This is a genomic window from Ectothiorhodospira shaposhnikovii, assembly GCF_016584105.1.
GTDB lineage: Bacteria > Pseudomonadota > Gammaproteobacteria > Ectothiorhodospirales > Ectothiorhodospiraceae > Ectothiorhodospira > Ectothiorhodospira shaposhnikovii.
The window spans coordinates 1-3,406 of the sequence record NZ_NRSM01000065.1 but is presented as its reverse complement, the minus strand read 5'-3'; the positions used below and the strand labels follow the sequence as shown (position 1 = coordinate 3,406).

Annotated in this window: 2 protein-coding genes; both read right to left on the bottom strand. The window is 45.5% G+C overall.

From position 1 onward, the window contains the following. Window positions 1-649: 649 nt before the first annotated feature. Window positions 650-2,347: a DUF262 domain-containing protein gene (locus CKO35_RS17240; protein WP_200177343.1), complete on the bottom strand. Its 1,698-nt coding sequence runs from the start codon at window positions 2,345-2,347 to the stop codon at window positions 650-652. A 99-nt stretch (window positions 2,348-2,446) separates the two neighbouring features. Next, a partial coding sequence (locus CKO35_RS17235) for an alpha/beta fold hydrolase (RefSeq protein WP_242467348.1) occupies window positions 2,447-3,406 on the bottom strand: 960 nt, incomplete at its 5' end.

Below are 3,406 nucleotides of genomic sequence, written 5' to 3'. Positions count from 1 at the left end.
AGCTTCTTGAGCACTGCTTCCCGGCGTTCTTCGGAGTACTTCATCGGAACCCTCTCGTCGCCCCCTTCAGGGTTTAAGATTCTAACAGCAGGTCAGGTTCCAACTACTTTGCCAGCGGGGGACCGGGCCTTTCAGGCTCCCCCTGACTCCGGCCTAGCCCTGTATCCAGATTTCTCCTTCGTGCCTCAATAGCCATATGTCATGGTTTCCCAACGGTGTTCCGGTTCAGGAGCCACAAGGGCCTCCCGCGTTCACGACGCATCTCTCGTCACATACCGTAGCTTGAGAACTCCGCCGGCTCTCTCCAGGTTCACCAATGCGCCCGGTTCGTTTAGGCTTCACGCGCGTTACAACGCTCGCCAATCCGGAACGGCTTTTCGAAGCGATTCCAGCTCTAAGGGGCTGCATCCCCATCCGGTCTATGACGTACCCTGTGTACGCTTCACCTCTCTTGTTCGCCTGTAGCCTCAGTTCTCACCGCAGCCACCGCTCCGCCAGAGGCGCAACACTCGGTAATGGTGGGTGGTTAACCCTTTCCATGCCAGGACTTTCACCCGGCCAGATGCGCCGCGCTTTGCGCGGCGCGCTAACGCTTGGGCTAAGCCGTCGGTTGGAGCGCCAGCGCAAACCGGTCGGCTTGAGCCCCTGGTTATATTTTCCAGATTTCCTCATGGGCAACCTTGGCCATTTCTTCTGTATGCTTTACAACCAGATCGGGAGTCCATTCATCGGATTCGTTCATCACAGAAGGCAGGGAATATCCTTCCTGTTTAAGAGCTTTTATTTTTTCCCCATGAGATTTGTCGCCCAGTTTTTCGTTCATTTTCCCATCTATAAATATTAAATTGCCAAAACTCCCAACAATCTCAGCGGACCATTTATTATCGATTTTTGATTGAGGGTACAAATGCTCAACTGTAAGATCGTCAAAATCCACTGCATATTTAAAACCGTAATGCTCTGAGAACTTCCGAAGAACATATCTAACTAGATTTTTAGGCTTTGAGTTCGCATTCGTATAGTAAACTTCCTTGAAAGCAACCTTAAACTCGTCTAATGATGGTACGCGTTCTCTCAATTTTCCCTTCAGCTTGTCAATCTCACTCGCTGCCTCTTGAGAGTTTGATGATGCAAAAAGCCTCTGAGCAAAAGATGAATACATTGCGGATATACCACCAGATGACCGAGACGATGTAATTGCAGTAAATTGAAAATGGAAATTTTCAATTGCGCATACAGCATCCCTTAACCTTCCATACTTGATCTTTTTATCCCTATAGGCACGCACCAGTGACAACAAGGCTGGTATCGGTTGCGAAAGCTTAAAAAGCTGTATTGCAGCTAAAGACCGAGAAACATCGGCTTCATTTTTATTCCATTCATAAGATGTTTCATAGAGAGATCGATATAATTTCGAGTCGTTAACCAAGAAATTTAGGTATTCCTTTGCTCTGGCTTTTGTCACCGCCTTTTTAAACTTTGGAAATAGCTTCTTCTGAGGAATGGCCTCATATCGAGAGGCCCAAAAATGATAGATGAAATTATCGGAAGAGAGACCTTCCGATGAGTTATGAATTACTTCTTGAATGTTTTCCCATTTAATGCGCGCAATATCTACATCGCCTTTAGCCTTAAGGTGCTTAGTAAAGTGATTCTTCACTAAGTCTGTAAGTGCCAAATCTTTACCTCTAGTGTTAAGAGTTTCAAAAATAAGATATGCATCATCTTCATTATCAAGAGCCACAAAGATTACGTTTAGATTAAATATCGAATCTCTAATATTAGTCAGTCTCGATAACTTGCTTTTAGTTTTTCTTTCGGTGGGAATTGAGGGATCTTCCTCAATGGATTCTAATACTTTTAGCACTAGACTCTTAAATTTCTTATGCGCACTTAAAAGGTTAAGCTCCTCGGGAATCGATTTCCCATCTGCATCTGGATCATCTTTGAATTTCTGAATATGCTCTTGAAAATATGGAAAGGAGGTTTCCGTCTTAAGTACAAATTCGTTTTTGTTATTTCTATCTTTTCGTTCAACGAGTTGATGAACGCCTTTTGCCAAATCTTCGGCACCCAGTTCCAAATAGGCATCTCTTAAAACACACAACAATATCGTTATTGTTGTAAGTCGCTGCTGACCATCAACTACGCCGAACCGTTGTTTCGAATTTTTAAAGACAACCATTGATCCAATGAAGTAATCATCGGCCTGGTTAGCAACCACATCATCCCAAAAGTCCTGAACATGCTCATCTTCCCATGAATAGGGACGCTGGAATCTCGGAATGTGAAAATAACTGCTATCCAGAAGGCTCTCTATATCGGAATCATGTGATTCAATCTTCATCTTCGGTCCTTTTCAAATATAACGCCAGCCATCACCGGTGCCAGAACCGGAGCGAAGCGTAGGTTATGGCATCCGGTGGATGGCATGGTTATGTAGTCCCTAAGCCTGAACAAAATCCAGAATTTCCTCTACCAGCTCATCAGGCTTCTCTTCAATAACCAAGTGGCCTGCACCATCAACGATGCGAAGATCCGAATCCGGAATCATTCTGTGAAGATCTTCCCCTCGTTCAAGTGGGATCCAGCTATCTTCTCGTCCCCACAGAATCAAGGTAGGGGTAGTGATCGTATGATAAAGCGCTTGAGCCTCGTCTGTATATTTGGAATCCGCCTGAGCCATTTGGCGATAGAAAGCTGCCTTTCCTTCCTCGCCGGTCCACGGCAAAACAATACCGTTCAGTGTAGCTTCATCAAGCGGCTTGAAAGCGGCCGTTTGCACATAAGTCCGGACAACGGCTTCATGAATATAGTCCGGCAACCCTGAAAACGCAGTTTCATGAGCGTTTACATGTCGGAAAAAGGGCGAACCCCAAGGGGAGACAGCGACTGGGTCAATAAGAATGATCTTCTTGAAGGACCGACCATCAAGTAGGTGAGTTCTGAGGGCTGTAGCACCACCAAAATCATGACCAACGATAATCGGTTCATCCAGTTCCCAGTGGTCCAGCAAACAATCCAGAACTTTGTTCTGTACACCCAATGAGACATCACCTTCATCTTTGCTCGACTGGCCGTAGCCCATCAAGTCAAAAAAGTAGACTGTGTACTCTCTAGAAAACTGTTGGATCAAATGTCGCAGATTGAATGATGACCAAGGTGTTCCATGAACAAGAACCATTGGCGGGCCTTCACCCAACCGCCCATAACGAATATTCCTTCCTTTATAGTCATAAGACTCAGAAAGTTCCCATCCACTCATCAATAAGACCCCTTTTCTACATAACATATAAGCGTTTATCCGCTGTGCGCAGCATGGCGGATAAACGTCTGTTGGACGAAGCCATGTACCGCACATCTTTATAATGGGGATTGTATTTTTGGCGGCGTGCCAGGCAGGCCA